Here is a 23230-nt window from a genome sequence, read left to right on the forward strand (position 1 = left end):
ACCGGCTCGGTTGTCAATGCCGATACCCCCAAAACGGATGCTTTCGCACCCGCGACCGCGGCGCCCGAGTAACTCGCCGGTAACGCCCCTGCGGCTACCCTCGGCTCGCGCGGAGTGTGCAGCCGGCACCCGCGGCATCCGCTTGTGTCGGCTCTGTCAGATTTGGATCATCATGACTCAATTCGCTCTCTGCGTGGGAATCAACAAGTTCGAGAATCTGCCGATGGCGAGCTGGCTGAACGGCTGCGTGAACGACGCCAACGATGTCAGGGAGCTACTCGTCTCGGGTTTCGGATTCGCCGACGCGAGTATCACCGTGCTGACCGACCAGGCAGCGACCAAGGACGCTGTGTTCGGCGCGATGACCGAGGCGCTGGACCGGGCGAACGCGCCGGGGGAGCACCTCGATCACATCGTTTTCACCATGTCGAGCCACGGCACGCAGCTGCCCGACACGAGCGGCGACGAAGCCGACCAGGTCGACGAAGCTTTCGCCACCTACGACCTGCGGCAGAACGGTGCCGCGTGGGACCCAGGCTCGCTCATCGTCGACGATGAACTGCACGACCTGTTCGCCCGGCTGCCGAAGGGGGTGCTGCTCGATGTGATCCTCGACACCTGTCACAGCGGCAGCGGGCTGCGCGCCATGGACCTCGTGCCCACGGTCGACGACCGGCGCCCGCGCTTCGTGCCGCCGCCGACACCGCTCGGTCGGGACGGTGCCGAAGCCGAGGGCGCCGACACCCGCACCCTGCGGGACCTGGTTCGCACCTCCAGGGCCGCGGCCAAACCGGTGTTGTTCGCCGCCTGCCGCGCCGACCAGACCGCCGCCGACGCCAACTTCGACGGCCGGTACAACGGCGCGTTCACGCACTTTCTGCTGGACGCGCTGCAGTCCGGTTCGAGCCGTGGTGAGGTGATCAAGCAGGTCAACGCGAAGCTGCGGGCGCGCAAGTTCGCGCAGCGTGCGCAGCTGGAGGCATCCGCTTTGGGAAAGTCGACGGCGTGGGGCACGGCGTTCTGAACCTCAGGGATGAAAGGTCGGCCGACGGTCGGCCGAGACCTCGGGGGGCGGCGCGGCGATTTTTCGCGGGCTGGGCTGCGGCGGTACAGGCGGGGCGGCGGCCGGCCGGGTGACGGGAGCGGCGGCATTCGCTGGGCGAGTGGCGAGCTGCGCGGCGGCGAGCTTGGCGCGCTGGCGGTCGGGATCGAGAATCGGTTTGAGGGCGGCGAAGCTGAGGCGCCCGCCCTCGTCGAACCGCAGTTGCCCACCGCCGCGAATGAACACCGGTGCCCGGGTGGCGAGCCCCAGGCTGCGGGCTTCAGCGACGCTCAGCCGAAACTCCTGGGTGAAGGTGGCGCCGATCTCCGACACGACGAAACCGTCGGGGCCGACGCGCAGGGTGGGGCGCACCCGTTCGACCGCGATCGGCCGGGTCGGATCGATTCTCGCCGCCGCGAGCAGGGTGGGGTTCTCCCAGAGAAACCGCACGATCTCCTCCGGATCGGAAGCCAGCGCGGCCAGCCGAACCGGGTACCGCAGATCCGTGAACTGTGCGACGCCCGAGAGGTCTGTGGCCCGGGGCAGTACGATTCCCGCCTCGGCGAAGGCCGTCAGGACGGTGCCGCGATAGTCGAGGTCGTCGTCGGGCACGACCGCCAGGTCGGCGGCGAGAATGCCGCGCAGCAGGTCTTCCCAGGTCACATCGACCGGTGCCATGTAGCCGAGGCTGCGAATGAGCATGCTCAAGACCTGGCGCCCGACGGATGCCCCGGCGCGCGCCACCTGATACAGGCTCGAGCGGCCGCCGGGCAGGTCGAGACGCTGCAGCCAGAGCCGGGCCACCACGCGCAGCAGCACCTGCACGATTGCGCCGCCTCGCAGGTGCGGGTCGGGCACGGTGCGCCAGTCGGCCACGATGTCATCGGCCAGCGACGGCCTGGCCGTGCCGCGTCTAAACAATCCGTCGCCGAGGCGAAACAGGTCATTGCGCAGGGTGACTTCGTCGAGCGTAGCGAGGTCGAGGTTCTCGGCCTGGGTCAGCAGCTGCTCGACCAGGGTTTGGGTGGAGAACACCGAGAGCAGCGCCACGAGGTCGGCGATGGCTTCGTGCAGGGCGAGCTGGTCGAGTTCGGCGTGGCTGTCGGCCCATTTGGGTCGGTAGCCGTCGACGATCGCGTGGGTCACTTCGTGCGCCACGAGATCACGAAACAGGGCGAGCGGCACCGCTTTGCTGGTGCGGCCGTCGCGCTTGTGCCCGAACCGAATTAGGCCGTCGTCGCGATAATAACCGGACTCCCGGTAGGAGACCCGATCGTAGGCGCTGATGGTCAGTCGCCCGCCATTGACCCAGCCCATGCGTCGCCCGAGGGTCGATTCGAACAGCGCCAGAGTGGATGCCGCCACTGCGTACACCTGCTGCGCCAAGAATCGGCTGTCCTGCAGCAGCTCGGGGAGCGTGTCGGGAGGTTTCTCGTCGACGATCATCCACGGCGGAGTGGGGGAGCCGAGCTCGAGACTGAACGGCTTCTCGCCCGGGCGCCGCACGATCACATCGAAGCGGGCGCTGCGCGGCCCCGGCCCGATGCGCTCGACCGGCACTCGCAGGGTCGTCGTGAGCAGCGTGTCCTGCCCGGCCGCCCTGGACTTCGTGAATGGCCCTTCGGCCAGCACAGTCAGGCTCACCTGCAGGCCGCTGTGGGCCGGGTTGCTCGACACGAGGTCTCCGGTCGTCTCCGCACCAGTCGCCTCCGCACCAGTCGTCATCGCGACCCCCGCAGCATCCGTTTGTGTCTGCAATATGCAACCGAACGTCGGGTCTGTCAAGGTGTGCGCCGCAGTAACACCGCAGTAACGCGCACGGGCCATAATCGCAGCGCCCGCCCGTCACCCGTGAGAGGACCTGCGCCATGCCCGAACCGACGACCCCCACGAAGACGGCACCGGCCACCAAACGGCAGCCGCCGTTGCCGCAGAGCGAACTCGACAAACTACGGCCGCACGTCGTCAACCTCAGCGGCGGCACATTTTCGTCGACCGGGGCGTTCACAACGACCAAGAAAGACGTCGACGCCATCTTCGCCACCCACCTGCCGGCCTTTGTAGCCGAGCATGGCGGCGTCGTTCCCGTGGTGTTCTACGCGCACGGCGGGCTCGTCGATGAGCAATCCGGGCTGCGCATCGCGGCCACCCAAGTGGACTGGTGGAAATCGAACGGCGTTTACCCCATTCACTTCGTCTGGGAGACCAGCCTCGCCGGGGCCATCACGAGCGCGGTCGGAGACTGGGCGCAGGGTCGCCGCGGCTGGCTCGACGATGCAAAGGACCGGGTACTCGAACTGGCGGCCCGATTCGGGCAGGGCCAGGCGATCTGGGGGCAGATGAAGCGTTCGGCCGAGGCGGCCTCGGCCGGTGACGGCGGCGCCCGCTACGTGGCCGAAGCGCTTGGCGCCTACTGCGCAGCGCATCCCGACACGATCACCGTGCACGCCGTCGGGCACAGCGCCGGGTCGATCTTTCACTCCTTCTTTCTGCCGACGGCGTTGAAAGCCGGGGTGCCGGCCATCGAAACGCTCAGCCTGCTCGCGCCGGCCGTGCGCACCGACGTCTTCGAGAAGCAGATCGTGCCCCTGGTCGGCCACGGCGTGGAATCCCTCGCCATGTTCACCATGACCGAGAAACTCGAACGCGACGACACCTGCCTCGGCGCCTACGGAAAATCCCTGCTCTACCTCGTGCGGGCGTCGTTCGAACCCGAGGAGTTTTCGCCCATCCTCGGACTCGAGGAATGCCTGCGCGCCGACCCCGTGCTGGCTGGGCTGTTCGGGCTGTCCGGCGCGAGCGGGTCGCCCGGGGTCGGTGGAGCGGCCGATATTATCTGGTCGAAGACGCCAAGCGGCCCGCTCACCAGCCGCAGCACCTCGACCAGTCACGGCGGTTTCGACAACGACATTCCCACCATGGACAGCGTCGCCCGCCGGGTCACCGGCAGCTCGCGCATCCAGTCGTTCCCAGCCACTCGGGATCTCGGCGACGAACTTTGGCCTATGCCAGGCCCGGCAGCGCCCCGACCGGTCGGCACTCACCAGGCGCTCTGTGTGGGCATCAACGCCTATCCGGGCGGCGATGCCCTCTACGGCTGCGTAGCCGATGCCGAGGCCTGGGCTGCGCAATTCAGCATCGCCGGGTTCGCGGTGCGCACCCTGCTCGACGCGGAGGCGACCCGGCAGAACATTCTGCTCGGGCTGCTCGACCTGGTCGCCAGCAGTGTCGCCGGCGATGTGCTGGTCTTTCAGTACGCCGGCCATGGCACCTACGTCGACGACCTCGACGGCGACGAATCCGAGGCCGGCAACGAGGAGACGAAGTACGACGAAGCGCTCTGCCCGATCGACTTTCGCGACGGCAACCTGATCATCGATGACGACCTGGGCGAGATCTTTGACCAGCTGCCCGACGGCGTCAGCCTCACGGCCTTCTTCGATTCCTGCCACTCCGGCGACGGTCAACGACGGTTGCAGCTGCAGCCGGCCGATGTGGCCGACCTGAGTGCGGCATCCGCTCCCCACGGTCGAAGGGCGCGGTTCATCATTCCCGATGAGCAGACGAGCAGGAACTACCGTTTGAAGCGCGGCACGCCCGCTCGGGCCGGCAAGCGCGCGTTGGCTCGGGAGGTGTTGTTCAGCGGGTGCAAGCCCACCGAGGTCGCCTATGAGACCGGCGGGCACGGGGACTTCACCGTTGCGGCCAGCCTGCTCGTGGTTCCGAGCGCGAATCGCCTGACCAACAGCGAATTCCTGGTCAAGGTGCGGGAGGCATTCTCCAGCCAGCCGAGACAGAACCCGGACTTCAACGGTCCGCGGGCGGCGAAGTCGCGGGTGTTTTTGGGGGCTCTGGTTGGCGGTGCTGGTTCGGTATCTGCTGCCGGTGCTAACAGTGCTGGTTCGGCCGCGGGCGGGGTCGCCGCCGGTGCGGGCTCGGGTTCGGGCTTTGGGTCCGGCTCCGCAACGATTCCGGGCGCTATTTCGGCTCTGCTTGACGCGGCCGCCGGCGTGGGAGCCGGGGTGGGAGCCGGGGTCGGCGCGGGCGGGATTGGCGCGGGCGGGATCGACCCGTTCGCGGCATCCGCTGGCCCGGCAGGAATGGCGGGCAGCGCCGGCTCGCGCGAAACGGATGCCGCCGCTCGCGCCCTCGCGGCTGCCGCGTTCCTGCGCGCTGCTGCGGACTTCATCGACGGGTAGGCCTGGGGGATTCGGGGACGTCGCCGGGGGTCGTGGCGCAGCTCCCGCGGCGCCGTGAACTGGGCGCGCGCGGGCGCCGTGAAACGGCGATTGGCAGGCCGAAATGGGCACAACGGCAGACTCGGATTGTCGACATCTTTCGCATCCGGTGCCGTGGCCTGCGAGACTGGATGCACAGCTCGGCGCCGAGGTCGCTCGACCGGATCGCCGAAACGATGTATGCGCTTGCGCCTCGGAAGGACTCCATGCTCGATTTTCTGTTCAGCCCGATCCCCGGGATCATTTTCACGATCATTGTGGTTCTGCTCATCGGCCTGATCTACGCCAAGACCATCTACAAGAATGCCGGGCCCGACGAAGCCCTCATTATCACCGGCAAGAAGAGCCGCAAGACCATCGTCGATGGTGCCACGCTCGAGGAATCCGGCCAGCGCGTCGTGCACGGACAGGGTGTGTTCATCACCCCGTTCTTCCAGAAGGCGTTCAAGATCAGCCTGCGCAGCCGGGCGATTGAGATCACTGCCGTGGCGCAGGATCGCAACGGCATCACGCTCTCGGTTGAAGCCGTCGCCATCGTCAAGGTCGGCGACGACCCGGCAGCGATCCGCGCCGCCGCCCAGCGGTTCCTCGGGCAGGACAAGAACATCGACGGCTTCGCGCAGGAGGTACTGAGCGGTTCGCTGCGATCCTCGATCGGCGCGACCGACGTGATGACCGTCATTCAGAAGCGCGACGAGCTCGGCACGTCCGTGCTTGCCACCGCGCGTGAGTCGCTCGCCAACCAGGGCCTCGACGTTGACTCCTTCGAGATCAAGGGTATTACCGACGAGAACGACTACATTCGCGACATCGGTCGTGCAGAGCAGGCCAAGGTTCGCCGCCAGGCCGAGGTTGCCGAGCACGTCGCCAACCGAGAGTCACAGGAAGCCCTGATCACCGCCGAGCAGGCCATCGCAGAAGCGCAGAACACGCTCGCCCTGCGCAAGGCCGCCCTGCAGCTCGACACCGATAAGGCCTCCGCTGAGGCCGCCGCATCCAAGCCTCTCGCCGAGGCCAAGGCACAGCAGGCCATCGTGCAGGAGCAGGAGCTCACCGCTCAGCGCCGCGCCAGCCTGCGCAAGGCCGAGCTGGAGTCCGAGGTCAACGCCATTGCCGACGCTGACGCCTACCGAATTCGGGTGACCGCGATCGCGGCCGCCGAGGCATCCGTCGCCAAGGCCACCGCCGATCGCGACAGCCGTGTCGCGAACGCCGACGCCACCCGCGCGGAGGGCCAGGCCGAGGCCGACGCCATCCTCGCCAGGGGTACCGCAGAGGCAACGGCCACCCGGCTCTCCGCCGAGGCCGTCGCCCAGCAGTCCGAGGCGCTCATCCAGCTGCGTCTGGTCGAAATGCTCCCGCAGATCGCACACGAGCTCGCCGCTCCGATGGGGAACATCGACCAGCTCACCGTCATTTCAACGGATGGTGCCAGCCAGCTCTCCAAGAACGTCGCGTCGGGCTTCAGCGAGGTCGACGCCGTGCTCGGCTCCACCATGGGAATCGGCATCAAGGACCTCCTCGGTGGGCTGCTCGGCGGAACGGCCGGAGCCGCCCTGCGGAACGCTGCGCCCGCGCACAGTGGCGCATCCGCTTCGCCTGCTGCTGCTACGTCAGTGCGTTCCCCAGGGGCCGGCGCCGCGTCGCCCTCGGGGGCAACCTCGCCTTCAGTGGCAGCGCCTTCAGCAGCGTCGTCACCGTCGGTTGGAGCCTCGGCGGCGACCGTTGCCGCAGCTGCACGGTCGGCAGCGGAAGCATCCGTTTCTGATTCGATCAACAGCGTCGACTTCGACGCAGTCGCCGACGAAGCCGCGGCAGCAATCGCCCGCGCTGCGGCAGCCCGGCTTCCGAAAAAGGCCGGGGACCGCCTGCTGCCGTAGGCAACGTGGCCCCGGCCGATAACCGTGATCGCGGGAAGTGCGTTTTGTAGGGGCGTCAGCAGCCGGGGCCGTGGGGGTTGGCGTTGCAGTCTTCAGCCACGAGCACGGTGGATTCCTTCGCCGCGACGACGGTGAACGGAGCTGACGGCACGGAGACGATTCCCTCGACGGGGCGCCAGCCCTGGTCGCCGAAGCTGTAGTCGGCTCGGTAGCTAACGGTGAGAGTGACCGTGTAGGTGCCTTTGGCGGTGTATTTGTGGCTGGTGGGCGTGGTGGAGAATTCGGCCAGGCCAAGGTCTTCCCAGCTGGCTCCGCCGGTGGGGCTCGATGCGGCGCTGCCGTCGCCGTAATTCCAGCGGTACCCGATCGGTGTGAACATGACCTGCGCTGGTTCGCCGAGTAGTAGTCCTTCGCCGATTTGAGCGGATGCTCCGGCCCAGAAATTCGCGGCCAGCCCGACGATGGCCCAGCCATTGGGTTCCATACCGGTGGGGGCGGCGTAGGCGGGGAAGTTTTGCAGATCGGTGACCGTGACGATGGTGGCGGCGGAGCACATGGCGCAGGGCGTTGTCGGGGCGGCGATAGTGGGTTGCCACTCGGGGTGCCGCGAGAGTAGTGGCAAGTCGCCCGTGCCGCACAGCGACCACTCCTGCTCCGAGGTCAGTTTGCCCTGTGGGTGGGCGCAAATCTCGGCCACGGTTGGGCCGGTACCAGCCCGACCGCTGGCGGACCCACCCGTTCCGCCGCCAGAACTTCCACCGTACCCGGCCGATAAGTCCACGCCTGGACCGACTACAACCGCCCTCGCAGGTGGTGTATCTCTTGGACAGTTTTCGTCAAACAGCCTCACGACGCTGCAGGCATAGGCGCTCGAAATTCCGATTGAACTCATCACAAGCGACATGAGAATAATCGCTATCCACAGAAATTTTGGCCGGTCCACGTGTCTTCCCTATCGACTAAGAGTTTCGATGCATCAGTCTCACTAGAAATAAATGCAACCTGGGTCGGAGTACGTTCATTGCGGCTCGATGTCGTCACGTCGGCTCCGGCATCATCAAATAAGCGCATGCCTGATATGTCGGAGCACAGATAGACGCCGACCTCGGCTATTCGCGGTCTTGGTTCGGAGTAACTGATGAGCGAGGCCGTGTCAAAAGTTATCGTTCCCCGACCGGATTGGCCCGAGTGCGAGAAGCTGTCCATGGAGTCCAATACCTCGGGAAGATACCGTTGACTGACGAGATTGCCGAAAGTGGCGGAATCAACATCCCCGTGGGTGACTACAAGGAAGCGGTTTGAGGCGGCGAGGTACGCGGCGAAGGCAGCCGTGGCAGCAGCGAGCGCCTCTTCATTCGAGGCGAAGACCGGGGGAGTCTCGGTGGGCTCGGGACTAGCCACGGCGACCGGCGTTGCCGGGACGGGCGGGACGGGAGCGGCCATGCATCCGCTTAGGAAAACAACGGAGACAGACAGCAGGAGAGCGCTGAGCACGGCAGTGTGCAGCGGGCGGCGGCGCGACGGGATTCGCATGGGGCCACAGTAGACCGGATTGCTACAATCCCGTTTAAGTTCTCCACAGGCTGGTGGCGGGGCTCAAATTGCGCTAAAAACTATCGCAGAGTCCCCACCAGAAGCGCCTCGATCATGCGCGACTGCACCTCGTTCGTGAAGTAGTCCGGGTCGAGAATGCGCTCGAGCGCCAGGATATTGGTGGCCGACATAACGAGGGGAGCGAGCACGTCCACCCGGTGGGCAGCCGGGTCGATGCCGAATTGGTCGGCGCGTTCCAGGATCACCGCGCCGAGGGCGAGGCGCACGCTCTGCCGACTCTGGCGATAGAGATCCGCGGCCTGGGGGTTGCGGGCCGCATGAACGGCCAGTTCCATGAGCAGCAGGTGCCAGGGGCCGTCTTCGACCAGGGTCTCGGCCAGACGGCGGGCGATGCGGGCGAGCGCCGCGTCGTCGAGCCGTATCTCGTCGCCGAGAATGGTTGCGAGCCGACCGCTGAGCAGGGTGGCCAGGCGCTCATTCAGGATCGATCCGAAGAGGGCTTGTTTGGAGCCGAAATTGGAGTACACGGCGCCCTTGGTGTAGCCGGCCCGCGTCGCCACGTCGTCGAGTTTGGTTCCGAGGTAGCCGGATTCGAAGAATTGCTCGGTCGCCGCCCGCAGAATATCCGCACGTACGTCGGTGCGCAGGGGTCGCCTCCGGGGAGTGGGCGTGGGCGTCTCGTCCATGAGTGCCTTTCGGATTGCTGTTGACAAGCGGATACTTTGGGTATTGGATACTCTCGGTATTGAAAATACTACGGCGGCATTGCGCCCCGCACAACCCAACGTTGGATGGAACTCTGCATGACCCTCGACTCCGCTTCGACCCCCGCCATCGACTCGACTGAAATCGCCCTCGCCATCCGAGCGAGCAACTTCACGATTCGAAACGGTCGCCAGACCGTGATCGGCGCCACTAACCTCGCTATTCCGGTCGGTGCACTCTTCGTCGTGTCGGGCCGGTTCGCCTCGGGCAAGACAGCGCTGCTGCTCGCTCTGGCCGGCCGCCTGCGTGGGTTCGCCGGAACGGCGACCGTGTTCGGACATCCGCTGCGCCAGAGCGGCGGGCAGGTGCGGCACCTGTCGGCCCTCGCCGAGACGCCGATCGTAAACCGCCTCGACGACGATCTCACGGTTGAGCGCCAGATCGCGGCTGCCCTCGTGCTCCGTCAACCGTGGTGGAAACCGCTGGTCAGCCAGAAAACGGTGGCACTCTGCTTGGTTCGGGTGAACGCGCTGCTGCGTCAGGTCGATGCGCGGGCCGGCGAAATCCTTGAGCAACGTCATGCCGGCCTGCCGCGACTGACCGGCACCGACCGCATCGTCGACCTGCAACCGCTCGATCGTGCGGTGCTCGGCGTCGTCCTGGCCCTGATCGGCCGGCCACGCCTGCTGATCGTCGATGACGTCGACACCCTGCGCGACACGGATGACCGCACCCGCGCCTGGGCCGCACTGCTCGTTCTGCGCATGGCGGGCTGGCACGATCTCACGATCGCGGCGAGCGGGCAGGACCCCAAGGAGCTCGTCGAGATCCTCGAACGCGTCGGCGCCGACGTCCACCCCGCGCCAGCCCGCCCGGTGTACCTGCTCGACCTGGATTCCGCCGACCGCACCCTCACAGCCCGCACCCTGACCGCGTCCACCCGGAAGGCCTGAACCGTGGCCAAGATGTTTTCACTGCCCAGCATCGAGCTGTCCCGGTTTCGGTCTTCCCGCTTGGCCATCGTGGCGCTGCTCATGATCGCCGCCGTTCCCGCCATCTATGGCGGCGTCTACCTCTCGGCCAACTGGAACACGAGCGGCAACATCGGCGAACTACACGCCGTCATCGTCAACAACGACGTGGCCGCGAACGTCACCGGCACGGACGGCCGCGAGCAGACCATTGACGCCGGCGCCGGCCTGGTCGACTCCCTCGTGGGCAGCGACAGTGCTGGCTTCACCTGGAGCAGTGCCACCAGCGAAGCGGATGCCCGCAGCTCGCTCGCCGATAACCAGAATTTCGCCGTGCTCGTCGTTCCCGCCGATTTCTCGAGCACCCTGGCCTCGACCGCTGCAAACCCCGGCGCGGTGAACCCCGCCGCCACGACGACCGGCACCGCAGCATCCGTTTTCGCCCCCGAGCAGGCACGCCTGCGCGTGTACACCGACGACGCTTCGAACTTCATCGTGGGGCAGGTCACGAAATCGGTCACCGCCGCGATACGCACCGAGCTGTCGACGTCCATCTCGGCGACCTACCTGGACAACGTCTACCTGGGGTTCACGAGCGTGCACGACAGCCTCGCTCAGGCCGCCAACGGCGCACTCACCCTCAGCGACGGCGCCACGAGCGCGAGCGACGGGTCGGCGCAACTCGTGATCGGCCTCGGCACCCTCTCCGACGGCGCCGCCACGCTCGCGAGCGGGGTGTCCCAAGTGGATGCCGGCACCCACACCCTCGCCACCGGCGCGAGCACCCTGGCCACCGGGTCGTCGAGTGTGGCGAACGGTGCGGCGGAGGTCGCGAGCGGTTCGGCAGCTCTCGCGACGGGCGCGGCCACCCTCGACGCGAGCGTGAGCACACTGCCGACCGCCACGGCCCGGCTGGCGGCGGGTACCCAAACCGTTTCCACGACTCTCGGCACGATCGCCGCGCTCACGGCTGCGCACCCTGACTGGACCCTGACCCAGCTGAACGCGGCCCTCGCCACCGGCGGCGGATCGATCGCGGATCTCGCGGCGGGCGCCGCGACCGTCGCAGCCGGGGCCAACATCCTGAACCAGAGCGCGACACCACTCGTCGCCGGCATCGGCACGCTCGCCGACGGCGCCGCGACCCTCGCCACGGGAGCGTCGAGCGTCTCGGCCGGAGCCCAATCCGTCTCAACCGGCGCGGCATCGCTCTCCGCGGGTGCTGCCTCGCTCGCCACCGGTGCCGACAGCGCTGCGGCCGGCGCCAGCACGCTGGCCACCGGCGCGACGACCGCCAGCACCGGCGCGAGCACACTCGCCGACGGCCTCGGCCAGCTCGCGACCGGTGCCGACAGTCTGAGCACCTCGCTGCAGTCGGGCGTGACGCAGGTGCCGAGCTACACGTCCGCGCAGGCCAGCGAACTCGCCGCGGTGACTTCCGAACCAGTTGCCGCGGAGCATGTGCGCGAGAATGCCGTCGGATTCTATGGCGAGGGCATCGCGGCGTACTTCATTCCGCTCGCGCTCTGGGTCGGCGGAATCGGCATGTACTTTCTGTTCCGTCCGCTGTCGCCGCAGGCCGTCGCATCCACTGCCCGGCCGGTGCGGGTGGCGCTGACCGGCCTCGCCCCTGGGCTGCTGTTTGGATTGCTGCAGGCCGGACTTCTGCTCGCCGTGCTGCACTTTCTGGTGGGGCTGGAAGCCGCCAATTTCGCGGCCCTCGCCGCCTTCACGGTGATTGTCGCGCTCGTGTTCACGGCCATTCACCACAGCCTGATCGCCCTGCTCGGCGGGCGCGGTCGGCTGGTGGCCTTGTTACTGCTGATTCTGCAGTTGGCCTCGGCCGGAGGCACCTACCCTGTTCAGACGTCGCCCGGCTTCTTCCAGTGGATCAGCCCGGCCTTGCCGATGACCTACGCGGTCGACGGCGTGCGGCGACTCATCGCCGAGGGCTTCACGAGCGCGATTCTGGTTGACCTTCTCGCCCTGATCACTTTCGGAATCGGAGCGTTCGCCGTTTCGGTCTTCGCCAGTCGTTCGATGAAGATCTGGTCGATCGCCAAGCTGCACCCGTCGCTGAAGATCTAGTCGTGCGCGGTCAGCGCCTGCGTGAGCAGGGCGGCCAGCGCCGGCTGCCCGCCGCTTCTCATGGCGGCCCGCTGGCGTTCGGCTCCGGTCCCGAGTCGCCGCGCCCGCGCCAGCAGCCCCACAATTCGCTCGCGATTGCCCACCTCGTCAATCGCATCGCCGGCATAGCGCAGCAGCTCGTCCGTCACGATCAGCGCACTCTCCAGGGTTCCGATCGTGGACCACCGGCGCATGTGCACGCTCCGCCAGCTGGAGAAGCCGGTATCGGCTCCGTGCCAGAACGGCGAATTCACGGCCAGCGCGAGCAGCGTCGGCAGCCACACGCGCACCCGGTTGAGCGCCTGCACCCCGGCATCACGGCTGGGAATGCCCACGTGCACGTGCACCTCGTCGCCGACGTTCGCCGGCTGCAGGGTTGCCGGCTTCAGAAAGATGAATTCCTCTTCAATGCCGAACGTTCGCATTCCTTTACCTCCCGAACCTTCACCGGATACTACTGACAAACCGGTATCAAGCCGATACATTCTCAAATCGGCCAGCCGGTCACATTCGAGCCCACAGGTGACTAACATGACAATTAATTGGCAACCGATGTGCAGGCGTTGGCGCTCGCACTGATCGACTCAGTTGGGGGTAAACGTGGTGCAAGTGACCGAGGTTCCAGCCGGCGCGGCCCAATCGTGGCGGCGTTCTCTGCACGGCGTTCTCGGCGGGATGCTCGGATTCGTCGCGATGAGCGCGGTGGCCGGCATTCTGGTCACCGTGTCGGTAACCCCTGTCGTTGCGCTCTCGGGTATGGCTGCCAGCAATACCATTTCGGTGTTCGAGAATCTGCCCGGCTACATCAACATCGAGCCCCTCTCGCAGAAGAGCGACATTTTTGCGACCCGCAGTGACGGAACCTTCGAACTGCTCGCCTCGTTCTACGATCAGAATCGCATCGAGGTGGGGTGGGATGCGATCAGCCAGTTTGCGAAGGATGCCGCGGTGTCGGGAGAAGATCCACGGTTCTACGAGCACGGCGGGGTCGATTTGCAGGGCACCCTGCGGGCCACGGCAACGACGGTGGCCGGGGGAGACACCCAGGGCGGGTCATCCATTACCCAGCAGTACGTGAAGAACGTGCTGGTGCAGAAGTGCGAGGTGATCACCGACAAGCGCGCACACGATGCCTGCTACACCGCGGCGACCGAGACCACGCCCGACCGCAAGCTCAAAGAGATGCGGCTCGCCATCGGGGTCGAGAAGAAGTACAGCAAGCACGACATCCTGCAGCAGTATTTCAACATCACCGGCTTCGGTGGCACCGTCTATGGCATCGAAGCCGCCGCCAACTATTACTTCAACAGCACCGCGGCCAACCTCACCCTGCCGCAGGCGGCCAGCCTGGTGGCGATCGTGAACAACCCGGTCAAGTTCCAGCTCGACAAGCCGGCCAGCGAGACCAATGGGGCCGCCAACGGTTACGCCGCGAACAAGCAGCGCCGCGACTACATTCTGCGTGAGATGCTGCGCCACAAAAAGATCGCCAAGGCCGACTACGAAGCGGCCCTGGCGGCACCGGTCGAACCCGTGATCACCGAACCCAGCACCGGCTGCCAGACCGCCGCAGCCAACGCGTTCTTCTGCGACTATGTGACCAAGATTCTGCAGACCGATCCCACCTTCGGCGCCGACGCTGCCACCCGCATGCTCAACTTTCGCCGAGGCGGCTATGACGTCTACACGACCCTCGACCTCGACGTGCAGGGCGCGGCCGTGACCACCATGAATCAGCAGGTTCCCAAGGTCTACGCCGGCGGGGACGTGGGTGCGGTGATCACGAGCGTGCAGGTCGGCACCGGCCGGGTGCTGGCCATGACCCAGAACAAGGACTACAGCCAGGACCCCACGGTGCAGGCGACCGGTGCCAACTACACCGGAATCAACTACGCCACGGACTTCGCCGAGGGCGGTTCGAGCGGTTTCCAGCCGGGGTCGACCTATAAGGTCTTCACCCTGGCCGAATGGCTCAAAGAAGGGCACTCGCTCAACGAACGCGTGGACTCCCGGCGCAAGTCCAACTGGGGCACCTTTCAAGACAGCTGCCTCGGGCCCCAGAATTACGACAAGGAGAAGCCACCCTTCAACCCGCGCAACGACGCCAACGAATCCGGTGCCAACTACAGTGCGCTGCAAGCCACCGTTGGCTCAATCAACACCGGCTTCATCGGCATGGCGAAGCGGCTCGACCTCTGCGGTATCCGCAAAACTGCGGAGGCGTTCGGTGTGCACCGGGCCGACGGTAACCCGCTGTCGCAGTCCGCAGCAACCGTGATCGGAACCAATGAGGTTGCGCCGCTGACCATGGCCGTCGCCTTCGCCGGCATCGCCAATAAGGGCGTTACCTGTTCGCCGATCGCCATCGACCGTATCGTCGACCGCGGCGGCGTGGAGGTCGCGGTGCCGCCGTCGGTCTGCACGCAATCGGTGGATTCGACGGTCGCCGCCGGCATGGCCTACGCCATGCACCGGGTGATGACGAGCGGCACCGGACAACAATCCAACTCGAATACGAAACCGAATGTACCGATGATCGGCAAGACCGGAACAACGGATGGCGCCAAAGACACCTGGATGAGCGGCGCAAGCACCAAGGTGGCCACGGTAGTCGCCGTGGTGAGTGTGACGGGATCACTCAGTCAGCGGCGGCAGTTCTTTGGGCGTGACCAGATCGCGACGGCGCGGCACCGCATGTGGCCGGTCGTGATGTCGGTCGTCAACGCCAAGTACGGCGGTGATGCCTTCGACGAACTCGCCCCCAAGTACATTCCACCGCCCGTGGTCGTGGCGCCACCGGTCGTGGCGCCGGTGGCTCCGCCGGCCGCACCCGCCCCGCCGGAGACGGCTCCGGCGCCGCCGGGCCAGTAGCGCCCGGCCAGCGGTGCCGGCCGCTTGTTGGCTAGGCACTCTGCGCCGCAGTGAGCTGATGCAGGGTACCGCCGCCCGAAGACTGCTGCGCCGGGGTGCGCAGCAACGGATGCGCCGCAAGTTCGGCGGCGTAGGCGGCAGCACTGGCCGCTTCCTCTGCGGCGGCGCGTTCAACGGCGTGGCGTTCCTTCACCTGGCGGGCCACATCGAACAGGTTCCACAGATTCTCCCCGGTCACCGACACTCCCTTGGCGCCGGAGCGCCGTGTTCGACCGCGCACGAGCATGTAATTGGTCTGGAACACCTGCCCGCCCACCCGTTCCTGTGCGTCGTGAAAGAACACGACGTTCGCGACCGGGCCGGTGCCGTCGTCGAGGCTGATGAACACCACGCGGCGGCCGCCGCGCATCGGCGGCGTGTTCGTAGCCCGCCGCACCCCGGCGAGCAGAACCTCGGTGCCGCCGGGCAGGTTGCCGAGCTCGCTCGCCGGGGTCACCCCCAACTCCTTGAACAGCGAGTGAAAGCGTTTCATCTGGTGTGATCCGACGGCCAGGTTCAGATCGAGCAGCTCCAGGTCGGTCTGGGTTCGACCGCGCAGCTCGAGCGAGGTGATGGCACCCGCACGGTCGCCGGAGTAGCGCGGCACCGGCAGCTCCACCTCGAACGCGAGCTGGTCGGCACGAATGACCACGGCCGTGCCGCGCAACGACTGAATGTGCGCGAGTAGCTCGTGCCGCCGGGCCCGGTCGTAGCCGATGAACGTGTCGAGGGCGCCGACCCGGGCCAGCGCTTCGAACGTGCGCCTGCGGGGGTGCACCCGGTCACGAAAGTCCTGCAGCGACCCAAACGGCTGGTGCTGGGCAATGCGCGCCCGCTCGGCTTCGGTGCTGCCGACCAACTCAGGCAGCGCCAAACGGATGCCCTGGCTCCCGTCGGCGAGATCTTCCACGCGGTAATCCAGGGCGCTCGACTGTACGTCGAGCGGGAGCACCGGCACCCCGAGTACCCGGGCTTCGGCCACGATGAGGTCTTTCGGCCACATGCCGGGGTCGTGGGTGAGCAGCCCGGCCAGGAAGGCGGCCGGATGGTGGGTTTTCAGCCAGGCCGACTGGTAGGTGGGCAGGGCGAAGGCGGCGCCGTGCGCCTTGGCGAAGCCGAAGCTACCGAACCCCGCAAGCACCGTCCAGATCTGGTCGATCACCTTCACGCTGAAGCCGCGGGCGAGCGCTTTCTCGCGCAGATACTCCTCAATCTGGGGGAGTTGCTCCGGCTTTCCCAGGTGGCGGCGAAAGACATCCGCTTTGCCGAGGCCGCAGCCGGTGAGTTCGTCGAACAACCGCATGACCTGTTCGTGAAAGATCACGACGCCCTTGGTTTCGCGCAAAATAGGCTCGAACCGGGGGTGAATGTAATCGGGCGCGACCTCGCCGTGCCTGGCCTGCAAATATTTGAGCGGCATGTTGTTTTTCATCGGGCCGGGTCGAAACAGCGAGATCTCCACGGTGAGGTCGTTGAACACCTCGGGTTGCAGCTTGCCGACCAGCTCCATCTGGCCGGGGGATTCGATTTGAAAGATGCCGAGGGTGCGGGTGGAACGAATCAGCTCGAACGTTTTCGCATCGTCGAGCGGCACCCGGTCGAGGTCGATGCTCTCGCCGGTGAGCCGGTGGTGCTCTTCAACAGCGTGCGCCATGGCCGACTGCATGCGCACGCCGAGAATGTCGAGCTTGATCAGGCCCATCGGGTCCATGTCGTGCTTGTCGTACTGCGACATGGGCAGGCCCATGCCGCTCGCCTGCACCGGGGTGCGGTCGAGCAGGCTCGCGTCGGAGAGGATCACGCCGCAGGGGTGCACCGAGATATGCCGGGGGAGCCGGTCGAGTTTCGCGGTGAGGTCCACCAGCAGATCGAGTTGCTGCGATTCGCGCACCTCGGTGGCGAGGGCCTCGAGTTCGGGTTTCTCCTCGAGGGCGCGGCGAAAGTCGCGGGCGTTGAACCGCCACATCTGCTTGGCGATCACGTTGATCTGGGCGTCGGGCAGGCCGAGCGCGAGGCCGGCGTCACGCACGGCGCCGCGGCCCCGGTAGGCGTTGGTCATCGACATGAGCGAGACCCGGTCGCTGCCGAAAGCGCGAAAGACCTCGCGGTAGATATCGTGCCGCCTCGCTGACTCGACGTCGATGTCGATATCGGGCAGGGTCTGGCGCTCGGGGGAGAGAAAACGCTCCCAGAGCAGGCCGTTCGCGATCGGCTCGACCGAGGAGGTGTGCAGCGCATAGTTGAGCACCGACCCGACCCCCGAACCGCGGGCCTGAATGCGGATGCCCATTCCGCGAATAATGTCGGCCACTCGCGACACGGTGAGAAAGTAGCTGGCAAAGCCTAAGTGTTCGACCGTTTTCATCTCGTGGGCGAGCTGATGGTGGGCCGCTTCGACCGCGCGTGAGCCGCTCGCCGAGTACAGCTCGGCGATGCCGCTTCGGGCGCGGCGCCACAGCTCGGTGACCGGGTCGCCGGTGACGCCGATGATGCGCGCCTCCGGCATGCGCGGGCGGCCGAGGCCGATGTCGCTCACGGGGTCGAGGCTGCAACGGTCGCCGAGCTGCTCGGTGTCGCCCAGCAGTCGTTCGAGTGCCCCGTTGTCGTGCAGGCCGGCGTCGACGACCATGCGGGCCACCTGGCGCATCGCGCCGGCCGGTTTGAGCCAGGCCTGACCATTGGTTTGGGGGGTTTCGAGCTCGGCGAGCGGCAGCAGAAAGCGGGCGGCATCGGCAAGGTCGGCGGTGACCGCCTCGTCGGGGGTGCCGTAGCGCACGGCATTGCTGAGAACCGCCGGCAGTCCGGCGTTCTCGGCCAGGGCGAGCATGCGCGTGGCCGGAGTGACACTGCCGACGGTGCCGCTTTCGGCGAGGTGGCAGACGATTTCGAGCACGACGGTGCCTGCGGGCAGGGCGCGCTGCCAGTGGGCCAGCCGCGCCGCGGCATCTGAATTGTCGCGGCGGCCGATGGCCAGGCCTACGTCGGAATCGGGGCCGAGCAGCACGGTGAGGGAGGCTAGGCCGGCCAGGTCGGCCAGGCGGGCGCGCGAAATGCTCGGGCCGGCAGCTGCGCCGTGGGCGGTGCTGTGCTGGGCTGGGCTGTTCTGGGGTGCGCCGTGGCCGGCGGCGCCGTGCTGAAGTGCGTCTCGATCGGTGCTGTGGGCGGCACTGACCGCGCGGCAAAGTGCGGCGTAGCCTCTACCCGCCGTCTGGCCGTGGGCGAGTACGACCACTCGACCGAGCGGGCGATACTGGTCGTCGTGCACGGCGAGTTCGGCGCCGAGCCCGGGGCGGATACCGGCGGCCACGCAGGCGCGCACGTGTTTGACTGCGCCGTAGAGTCCGTCACGGTCGGTGACAGCCAGAAAATTCGCGCCCTGCGCGGCCGCCTGCTCGGCCAGGGCTTCGGGAAGCGTCACCCCGTAGTGGGTCGAGTAGGCGCTCGCGACGTGCAGGTGACTGAAAGTCGTCCCCGGTGCGGTGCTCATCCCCAGTCCAATGCTAAAGTCCAGGACCCGTCGGTGCCGCGGCGCAGGTCGTAGCGGTGCTGCTCTTCGCCGCCACGGCAGGCATCGAGCCGCCACAGTTCGGTGTCGATGCGGGTGGGGGTTCCCTCGTTTTCCCACCACCGGGTGCGTTTGAATACGGCCTGCGGCTGACCGATGACGGTGTGTTCGAACCGATTCCAGATGAACGCGCGCGGGTCGCCGTCGGGGGACAGCTCAACGTCGACCGGTGCGTCAATAATGTGGGGCAAGGTGGGCTCCCTAGGCTCGTGACGGGTGGCTCGGGGTGGGCGATAATGGTAAAAACCTGATGAGCGATGGTTAAAAAACTCCAACAATGAGTTCGAGCAAAATCTCGTCGAAATCAACTGCTATCGAATATGTTTTCTAAGTAAAAGTGTATGTCACTCCACTGACATGCGCCATGGGCGGATGCTCGTGAGACCGCCGGAGCCTGCGATCTACGATGGTCAAATGACCGACGCAATACCGAACGGCACCGCACCGACCGGCAGTGCACCCGGCACCGCACAGATCACCCGTGAGCTCGCCCAGCGCCTGGTGGAGCAGGTCGCGCCGAGCCTCGTGCACAACGTCAACATCATGGATGCGGGCGGGATGATCATCGGCTCACTGGATGCTGCCCGCATCGGCACCCTGCATGACGGGGCCCGGGATGCCGCTGTTCGCGGGGAAGCGGTGCACATCGCTCCCGGCGACGAGCATCAGGGAACCCGGCCGGGAGTGAATATTCCGTTGATCGTCGACGGACAGGTCGTGGCCGTCGTCGGGGTTACCGGAATCCCCGCCGAGGTGCTGCCGGTCGCGCAGGTGCTCGTGCTGACCGTTCAGATGCTGCTCAGCCAGGAGCGGCAGCGCGATAACGCGTCGTGGCGAGAATCCGCGATTCGGGACATCCTCGGGACCCTTGCGCGGGGTAATCTCACCGAGAGTCGCCTGATGGCGGGCTTGCGGGGCATCGACGCGCCACTGCAGCCACCGTGGAACCTCATTGGAATCGTGGCCGAGAACCAGTCGGTGGCGCTGCTTCGTGGGTTGCGCGAGTTCACGGGAGTGGTGGCCGCCGACATCAACGGTGCCGTCTGGGTGCTCAGCGGATCGTCGTCTGCGCTGGGCCACGAGCTGCTTCGACAGCGTCTGCAGCGCTCCGGCGAGCCGCCCCTGCGTTTTCTGATCGGACGCGTCGGAGCCACCATGCACCAACTCGCGAGCGACGCTGAACGGCTGGGCGCGCTGCTGGCCCGGCCCGGGCTGCTCGAGCTGGTAGACGTCGGGTCCGAGACTCGCCTCGACGCCCTGGGGCTGGAGCTGGCGATCGCCGGCCTGCCCACCGCTATGATGGAGGATCTCGCTGAATCGGTGCTCGCGCCGCTCAGCGCGGCCCTGAACGAGACGGCGCGGGTGTTCCTGCAGGCCGAACTGTCGATCGCCGGTGCGGCGCGGGAACTCGGCGTGCACCGCAATACCCTCGTGCAGCGACTCGACCGCATCGAGCTGCTGACCGGCCTCAACCTCCGACAGTTTCACGCCGCCGTGCGGATGCGGGTCGCACTGGCGGCCGATGCCGCTCGTTATGTGCATGATGCACAGTAAATGGCTCATGATTTGCCGAGAAATGTGGTGTGATTCCACCTGAATATGTGTCTGGTTGTGTTCTAGCCTGAATCAATGCACGATCGCACGGCGCTGAAGCCGCTCACCATAGTCATCGCGCCGGACTCGTTCAAAGGAAGCCTCAGCGCGGCCGAAGCCGCCGCCGCCATGGCCGAGGGTGCCCGCGACGCCGGCCTCGCGCTCGGCAGGCCCGACCCGCAGCTGATCCTCTGCCCAATGGCCGACGGCGGCGAGGGAACGCTCGATGCCATCGCCGCAGTCTGGGGCGTCCTGCCCCGCACCATGCTCACCGTCGACGCGCTCGGGCGCAGCCGCTGGGCTCGCTACGCCACCTCGTCCGACGGCCGCACGGGCCTCATCGAAGCGGCCGAATCCAACGGTCTGCCCCTGACAGCGGATGCCCAGCCCCAGCCCCAGCGCGCTGACAGCTTCGGCGTCGGGCTGCTCGCCCGCGAACTGCTCGATGAGCAGGTCGACGAGATTCTGCTCTGCGTCGGCGGCTCCGCCAGCACCGACGGCGGAACCGGTCTGCTCGCCGGGCTCGGCGCGCGCTTTCTCGACGCCGCCGGCAAACCGGTCGCGCCCGGCGGCGCCGGCCTGGCCGAGATTGCGTCCATCGATCTGACCGGCCTGCACCCGCGCTCCCGCGAGGTCAGCTGGCGCGTCGCGGTCGATGTGAACAACCCGCTCTGCGGCACGAACGGCGCAGCCGCTGTGTTCGGCCCGCAAAAGGGCGCGCAGCCCAACGATGTCGTGGAGCTCGACGCGGGCCTGGCCCACCTCGCCGCCATCGTGCTCGCTGAAACCGGCGAGAACATGAAGGGCCGGCCAGGCGCCGGAGCGGCCGGCGGTATGCCGGCCACCCTCGTGCCGCTGCTCCACGCCGAGCTGGTACCCGGTTCCACCCTGGTAGCGGATGCCGTGGGCCTGGCCGACAAGATGGCCCGCGCCGACCTCGTACTCACCGGTGAAGGCAGCTTCGATTCCCAATCGCTCGGCGGCAAGGTGGCCGTGGCAGTCGCACGCCTGGCGCCGACCGGATGCCCGGTCGTTGTCATCGCCGGGCGGGTGGCGCTGTCGCCAGCCGACACCGCGGCATCCGGTGTCAGCGCCGCATTCTCGATCGCCGGCGGACCGGCGACCCTCGACGACCTGCAGGAGCACGCGGCCCAACGCCTACGCGAGACCACGGCGCAGGTCGTTTCCTTCTTTCTCCAGACCCACTAGTTCCACCCTGAAATAGAAAGGCCGTCTCAATGCTGAGCATCGCCATCCTGGTGGCTCTCGTCGCCGCCATCGTCTTCGCCACCGCGAAGCTGAAAATCAATCCCTTCCTGGCGCTGCTCGCTGCGGCGCTGGTCGGTGGTTTCGCGTTCGGTCTGCCGGTTGACACGATCGCCCCGACCATGACGACGGCCTTTGGGGCCACGCTCGGCAATATCGGCCTGATCATCCTGTTCGGCACCATCATCGGCGTGATCCTGGAGCGCACCGGCGCCGCGATCGCCATGGCCGAAGCGTTGATTCGCGTGTTAGGCACCCGGTTTCCGACGCTGACCATGAGCGTCATCGGCTTCATCGTGTCGATCCCGGTGTTCTGCGACTCCGGCTTCGTCATTCTGAACTCCCTCAAGAAGTCGCTCGCCGCCCGGGCCAAGGTATCGCTCGTAGCCATGACCATCGCCCTGATGACCGGCCTGTACGCCACCCACGTTTTCGTACCGCCGACTCCCGGCCCACTCGCCGCCGCCGGCAACCTGAACATCATCGACCAGCTGGCCCTCATCATCGGCTTCGGCCTGATCGCCGCCGTGGTCTCGGCACTGGCCGGACTGCTCTGGGCGAACCGGTTCCTGAAGAAAAACATCGAGCTCATGCCCGAGCCGAGCGGCGAGGAGAGCGAGCAGGACTACGAGAAGATTCGCGCCGCCTACGGCAAGCTGCCCAACGCCTTTCTGGCCTTCCTGCCGATTCTCGCCCCGATCCTGCTGATCTGCCTCGCATCGATCGCCAAACTGCCGGCCGCGCCCTTCGGCGACTCCGGCCTGTATATCGCCATCGTCTTCGTCGGCACCCCGGTCATCGCCCTGGCCGTCGGCCTGATCGCCTCGCTGTTCCTGCTGCGCGGTAAGGGCAAGCTCGACGCGTTCGGCGATCGGGTGACCGAGGGCATCCGCATCTCGGCGCCCATCCTGCTGATCACCGCCTCGGGCGCCGCCTTCGGAGCCGTGCTTGCGGCCTCCGACCTCACCGACTTTCTCGGCAGCACCCTCTCGACGCTCGGGCTCGGACTGGCCGTACCGTTCCTCATCTCGGCCGCGCTCAAGACCGCGCAGGGTTCATCCACGGTCGCCATGGTGACCACGTCGGTGCTGCTCCTGCCGCTGCTGCCGGCCCTCGGCCTCGACTCCGACCTCGGCAAAGTGCTCTCGGTGCTCGCGATCGGCGCCGGAGCCATGGTCGTCTCGCACGCCAACGACAGCTTCTTCTGGGTGGTGTCGCAGCTCAGCCGTATCCCGGTCGCGACGGCCTACCGCACGCTCACCCCGGCGACCGCCATCCAGGGCGTCGCCGGTTTCGCCGCCGTCTGGGTGATCGGTCTCATCGTTCTGTAACACTGATCGGCACCGAACGTTCATATTCGGTTCACCGTGGAGTCACCG

General features: G+C 66.9%; 16 protein-coding genes. 9 read left to right on the top strand and 7 right to left on the bottom strand.

Annotation, left to right across the window (positions count from 1 at the left end):
• Positions 1-172: 172 nt before the first annotated feature.
• Complete coding sequence (locus tag E3T29_RS16595; protein WP_134346654.1) at positions 173-1024, top strand: caspase family protein; 852 nt, start codon at positions 173-175, stop codon at positions 1022-1024.
• 3 nt (positions 1025-1027) lie between these two features.
• Here E3T29_RS16595 and E3T29_RS16600 read toward each other — a convergent pair whose 3' ends face one another.
• A complete protein-coding gene (locus E3T29_RS16600; RefSeq protein ID WP_134346655.1) occupies positions 1028-2767 on the bottom strand; it encodes a hypothetical protein in 1740 nt (579 codons plus the stop codon).
• A gap of 143 nt (positions 2768-2910) precedes the next feature.
• Here E3T29_RS16600 and E3T29_RS16605 point away from each other — a divergent pair, with 143 nt between their 5' ends.
• Complete coding sequence (locus E3T29_RS16605) at positions 2911-5241, top strand: caspase family protein (RefSeq protein WP_134346656.1); 2331 nt, start codon at positions 2911-2913, stop codon at positions 5239-5241.
• Between the two features lie 245 nt (positions 5242-5486).
• Positions 5487-7160, top strand: coding sequence for a flotillin family protein (locus E3T29_RS16610; protein WP_166789841.1), 1674 nt, complete (start codon positions 5487-5489; stop codon positions 7158-7160).
• Positions 7161-7215: 55 nt separating this feature from the next.
• On the opposite strand, the gene E3T29_RS16615 is transcribed toward E3T29_RS16610, so the two are convergent.
• The 3 genes from E3T29_RS16615 to E3T29_RS19805 all read right to left on the bottom strand — a co-directional run bounded on the left by E3T29_RS16615 (position 7216) and on the right by E3T29_RS19805 (position 9427).
• Positions 7216-7857 (bottom strand): PKD domain-containing protein, encoded by a 642-nt coding sequence (locus E3T29_RS16615; protein ID WP_134346658.1) that lies wholly within the window; start codon positions 7855-7857, stop codon positions 7216-7218.
• Positions 7858-8075: 218 nt separating this feature from the next.
• Positions 8076-8693, bottom strand: coding sequence for a hypothetical protein (locus E3T29_RS16620; RefSeq protein WP_134346659.1), 618 nt, complete (start codon positions 8691-8693; stop codon positions 8076-8078).
• 80 nt (positions 8694-8773) lie between these two features.
• Complete coding sequence (locus E3T29_RS19805; protein ID WP_166789842.1) at positions 8774-9427, bottom strand: TetR/AcrR family transcriptional regulator; 654 nt, start codon at positions 9425-9427, stop codon at positions 8774-8776.
• A 90-nt stretch (positions 9428-9517) separates the two neighbouring features.
• On the opposite strand from E3T29_RS19805, the gene E3T29_RS19810 reads away from it, so the two are divergent.
• Together E3T29_RS19810 and E3T29_RS16635 are read left to right on the top strand one after the other, a co-directional pair.
• Positions 9518-10372: a hypothetical protein gene (locus E3T29_RS19810; RefSeq protein ID WP_166792446.1), complete on the top strand. Its 855-nt coding sequence runs from the start codon at positions 9518-9520 to the stop codon at positions 10370-10372.
• Positions 10373-10384: 12 nt separating this feature from the next.
• Complete coding sequence (locus E3T29_RS16635; protein WP_241987898.1) at positions 10385-12478, top strand: YhgE/Pip domain-containing protein; 2094 nt, start codon at positions 10385-10387, stop codon at positions 12476-12478.
• On the opposite strand, the gene E3T29_RS16640 is transcribed toward E3T29_RS16635, so the two are convergent.
• Positions 12475-12942, bottom strand: coding sequence for a glutamate-cysteine ligase family protein (locus E3T29_RS16640; protein ID WP_241987870.1), 468 nt, complete (start codon positions 12940-12942; stop codon positions 12475-12477). The genes E3T29_RS16635 and E3T29_RS16640 overlap by 4 nt on opposite strands.
• Positions 12943-13126: 184 nt before the next feature.
• Between E3T29_RS16640 and E3T29_RS16645 the strand changes: the two genes are divergently transcribed.
• The gene (locus E3T29_RS16645) at positions 13127-15388 is read left to right on the top strand and encodes a transglycosylase domain-containing protein (protein WP_134346664.1); all 2262 of its coding nucleotides are present in this window, start codon (positions 13127-13129) and stop codon (positions 15386-15388) included.
• A gap of 31 nt (positions 15389-15419) precedes the next feature.
• Here the strand turns inward: E3T29_RS16645 and dnaE are convergent, their stop codons facing one another.
• Positions 15420-18914: a DNA polymerase III subunit alpha gene (dnaE, locus tag E3T29_RS16650; RefSeq protein ID WP_134346665.1), complete on the bottom strand. Its 3495-nt coding sequence runs from the start codon at positions 18912-18914 to the stop codon at positions 15420-15422.
• Positions 18911-19183, bottom strand: coding sequence for a hypothetical protein (locus E3T29_RS16655; protein WP_134346666.1), 273 nt, complete (start codon positions 19181-19183; stop codon positions 18911-18913). Before E3T29_RS16655 ends, dnaE begins: the two co-directional genes overlap by 4 nt.
• A gap of 223 nt (positions 19184-19406) precedes the next feature.
• Between E3T29_RS16655 and E3T29_RS16660 the strand changes: the two genes are divergently transcribed.
• The 3 genes from E3T29_RS16660 (at position 19407) to E3T29_RS16670 (ending at position 23182) form a co-directional block, all read left to right on the top strand.
• The gene (locus E3T29_RS16660) at positions 19407-20546 is read left to right on the top strand and encodes a sugar diacid recognition domain-containing protein (RefSeq protein WP_166789844.1); all 1140 of its coding nucleotides are present in this window, start codon (positions 19407-19409) and stop codon (positions 20544-20546) included.
• A gap of 75 nt (positions 20547-20621) precedes the next feature.
• Positions 20622-21794 carry a glycerate kinase gene (locus tag E3T29_RS16665; protein ID WP_134346668.1) on the top strand — a complete coding sequence of 391 codons (1173 nt, stop codon included), beginning with the start codon at positions 20622-20624 and terminating at the stop codon, positions 21792-21794.
• 29 nt (positions 21795-21823) lie between these two features.
• Positions 21824-23182, top strand: coding sequence for a GntP family permease (locus tag E3T29_RS16670; protein WP_134346669.1), 1359 nt, complete (start codon positions 21824-21826; stop codon positions 23180-23182).
• Positions 23183-23230: the final 48 nt, after the last annotated feature.

The sequence above is a fragment of the Cryobacterium sp. TMT1-66-1 genome (assembly GCF_004403435.1).
In the GTDB taxonomy this organism is placed as follows: domain Bacteria; phylum Actinomycetota; class Actinomycetes; order Actinomycetales; family Microbacteriaceae; genus Cryobacterium; species Cryobacterium flavum.

Coding starts and splice junctions, on each gene's coding strand:
- E3T29_RS16595 (WP_134346654.1), top strand. CDS start 173: ATGACTCAATTCGCTCTCTGCGTGGGAATCAACAAGTTCGAGAATCTG.
- E3T29_RS16600 (WP_134346655.1), bottom strand. CDS start 2,767: ATGACGACTGGTGCGGAGGCGACTGGTGCGGAGACGACCGGAGACCTC.
- E3T29_RS16605 (WP_134346656.1), top strand. CDS start 2,911: ATGCCCGAACCGACGACCCCCACGAAGACGGCACCGGCCACCAAACGG.
- E3T29_RS16610 (WP_166789841.1), top strand. CDS start 5,487: ATGCTCGATTTTCTGTTCAGCCCGATCCCCGGGATCATTTTCACGATC.
- E3T29_RS16620 (WP_134346659.1), bottom strand. CDS start 8,693: ATGCGAATCCCGTCGCGCCGCCGCCCGCTGCACACTGCCGTGCTCAGC.
- E3T29_RS19810 (WP_166792446.1), top strand. CDS start 9,518: ATGACCCTCGACTCCGCTTCGACCCCCGCCATCGACTCGACTGAAATC.
- E3T29_RS16635 (WP_241987898.1), top strand. CDS start 10,385: ATGTTTTCACTGCCCAGCATCGAGCTGTCCCGGTTTCGGTCTTCCCGC.
- E3T29_RS16640 (WP_241987870.1), bottom strand. CDS start 12,942: ATGCGAACGTTCGGCATTGAAGAGGAATTCATCTTTCTGAAGCCGGCA.
- dnaE (WP_134346665.1), bottom strand. CDS start 18,914: ATGAGCACCGCACCGGGGACGACTTTCAGTCACCTGCACGTCGCGAGC.
- E3T29_RS16660 (WP_166789844.1), top strand. CDS start 19,407: ATGACCGACGCAATACCGAACGGCACCGCACCGACCGGCAGTGCACCC.
- E3T29_RS16665 (WP_134346668.1), top strand. CDS start 20,622: ATGCACGATCGCACGGCGCTGAAGCCGCTCACCATAGTCATCGCGCCG.
- E3T29_RS16670 (WP_134346669.1), top strand. CDS start 21,824: ATGCTGAGCATCGCCATCCTGGTGGCTCTCGTCGCCGCCATCGTCTTC.